Origin of the sequence: Tateyamaria sp. ANG-S1, assembly GCF_000814025.1 — a bacterium.
Classification (GTDB): Bacteria; Pseudomonadota; Alphaproteobacteria; order Rhodobacterales; family Rhodobacteraceae; genus Tateyamaria.
This window is the reverse complement of the sequence record NZ_JWLL01000026.1, coordinates 1-2,656: the sequence shown is the minus strand read 5'-3', so window position 1 is coordinate 2,656 and position 2,656 is coordinate 1. Positions and strand designations below refer to the sequence as shown.

3 protein-coding genes are annotated in these 2,656 nt (G+C 63.4%); 2 read left to right on the top strand and 1 reads right to left on the bottom strand.

The features are described 5' to 3' along the window. Positions 1-1,058, bottom strand: a 1,058-nt coding sequence (locus tag RA29_RS21600) for a tyrosine-type recombinase/integrase (protein ID WP_039690027.1), incomplete at its 3' end; no start/stop codon positions are given. A gap of 124 nt (positions 1,059-1,182) precedes the next feature. On the opposite strand from RA29_RS21600, the gene RA29_RS21595 reads away from it, so the two are divergent. Then, positions 1,183-2,073: a DUF1403 family protein gene (locus RA29_RS21595; protein ID WP_039690025.1), complete on the top strand. Its 891-nt coding sequence runs from the start codon at positions 1,183-1,185 to the stop codon at positions 2,071-2,073. Positions 2,074-2,076: 3 nt separating this feature from the next. Beyond that, positions 2,077-2,656, top strand: a 580-nt coding sequence (locus RA29_RS21590) for an SMC-Scp complex subunit ScpB (RefSeq protein ID WP_039690023.1), incomplete at its 3' end; no start/stop codon positions are given.

The following is a 2,656-nucleotide window of genomic DNA, read 5'->3' as shown; positions in this document are numbered from 1 at the left end:
GTCATTTCAGGGGAAGCGTGGCCAAGCTGCTTTTGCACATAGCGCTCGTCTGCTTCGGCGTAAGACGCCAGACCAGACCGCAGCGAATGCCCGGAAAACAGTTTCACGCGTTCAGCCTCAGGAAGATCAGGCCGAAGACCAGCCTCCAGCATCGTGCGCTTGATGAGGCGTGCCACATGTTTGTCGGAGAGCCGACCTGATTGCACACCGCCATTGTCGCGTGTCACCTGTCTGAATATCGGCCCATGCGCGATTTTGGAGAAGTGCAGCCATTGCTCCAACGCGTGAACGGGGCAGGTTTGGTCAGAAGACCCACGCGCGATCTCTTTCTCTTTCCAACCCGTCTTGGTGTCCAAGATGACGACAGCGCCGCCTTCTTCGATCTCGACCCAACCGCGGCCATCCTCCGTGTCATCTCGATCCACATCGAGCCCAACAATCTCGGAGCGTCGCATACCACCCGCATAGCCGATGAACAGAATGGCGCGGTCGCGGAGATCACGCAGGCCAAAAGTGAGCGTGGCCACCATCTGGAGCAGTTCGTGGGGCGAGATCGGCTCTTTCTGTATAGGTGGCTTGCCGTGCTGGCGTCGAATACCGGCAAGGACTGTTGCGATGTGCCGATCCTTGCGATCCAGATACTGCCCGCGTTGTTGGTAGTTCCACGCAAGCCCCGACAGACGTCGTTCAATCGTCGAGACCGCGAGGGCAGGCGCGGGACCCTGCGGTGATGCAAGCTCTGCGATGTAAAGCGCGATGAGTTGGGGATCCGGCGTGAACTGGCCACTCAGTGGCTCTGCGCCGCGCCGTCGACACCAGCTGCCGAAATGCGCCCAGTCGGCTTTATAGGCCTTGTTGGTGTTCTCGGCCCTCGCTTGTTCGGCATAGCCACGCGCCGTCTCGACCAGGCGCTCCAGCGAGCCAGATGCGGCCACGGAGTCCGGAAGACTGATCGCGGTCTCTGAAGGATGATGGCTCTCGTCGTTATGAGCAGGATCGGGCGGGGCAGGGGCCGCTGAGCGCGAAATCTCGCTGTTTTGGGGTGGTTTGCTCGCCATTTGCAGAGGCTATCTTTGAGCGTCCGATAATGCAAACTTATTGGACATATCCTAGAGCAGCAGGGTGGGGCGGTTTACACACTATTTGGTAGGCAAAAGCGCCGCGACACGATAGTCTTGTGGCATGACCTATGCCCGCCAGAGCTTCAGCGACGACCTCAAGACCCTACCTCATATACCGTCCTGGGTCACCTCACGGCGGCCCGAAACCCCTGAAGATGTGGCGTTTTTGTCGGGCGCGGCGCTCAGCCATCTGCATCTTGTGTTGAGCCGGGACGACGTCCCCCAGACCTTGCTGAGGGCACGGCTGGGGCTGCGCGCGGCCGAGGCCTGCGTGACGCATCAGGGGCGCCCGGAAAGGTCCGCAGACTTGCGCGATGCGGTAGCATTCCTTCAGCCCGGCGACAATCCGGGTCCGGCGGGCGAGATTTATCTCTCTTGGCAGCGCGCAGTCCAACGACCTGTGTCGGTCAAAGCCCTGCACCGCGCCATGCCTGACCTTGAGTCGGAGAAGATTGCCACCTGGCTGGATGCTGGGCAGGGGGCGCCGGTCCCGCGAGCCGCGGCCGTGCTGCACGCGGTTATCGCGGATCGACCGCGCGACCCGGCTACGGCGTTGATCCTGGCGGACGCGGCTTTGGCGCAGGCCCTCGGGTGGAGCCATGTCCTGCCGCTCCTCGCGCTCGGTCTCAAACGGGCCGATATGCGGACGTCGTGTGAAGAGCTACGGTTGGCCTCTCATCGGGCGATCGCTGCTGCGGCGGTCGAGGCGACGCGGGAGGCCGCTGATTTGGCTCGACGTGCAGCGCGCTTGAAAGAGGTCGCACCAAAGCTGCGTGCGAAGGGCGCGGATGACGCCGTCATATTGTTCCTGACTCACGACGCGGTTGCGCCAACAGCGCTGACGTCGCTCCGGTCCGATCGCGCTGCGCGCCGGTTCTGTGATCGGCTAGTGGAGCTTGGCGCAGCGCGAGAGCTGACCGGGCGCGACACGTTCCGGCTCTACGGGATCTGAGCGATGGCGAAGGATCACGCTGACCAAGAGCTCGACCGGGAACTGCAGGACCTGCCTGCCGACCTGCGATGGCGCGAATGGATGCGCCGGATCGAGGCCGTACTCTTCGCGTCAGCATCGCCGGTGCCGCGCGAGGATCTCGCGCGCGTGGTGGGGCAGGGGGTCTCGGTCGATCTGCTGGTCGAGGACCTTGCGGTTGAGTTGGCGGATCGGCCCTATGAGATTGCCAGCGTCGCTGACGCGTGGATACTGCGGACCCGACCGGCCTATGCGTCGACGATCTGGGCGGCTGCGGATGTGGGCGACCAGGACCTCGACCTGCGCGAATACGACGTCGCCGTGCTGGCCGCCATCGCCTATCACCAGCCGATCACGCGGGACGGGCTCAAGGACATCTTCGGCAAGGAGATCAGCCGCGACTTGATCGGGCGCTTGCATGCGCGCGGTTTGATCGGGACCGGCCCGCGGTCGCCGCGGCGCGGCGCACCCTACACCTATGTGACAACCGAAAAGTTCCTCGTTGCCTTCGATCTGGAGACGCTCCAGGACTTGCCGGACCGGGAGCAGTTGGAGGATGCAGGGC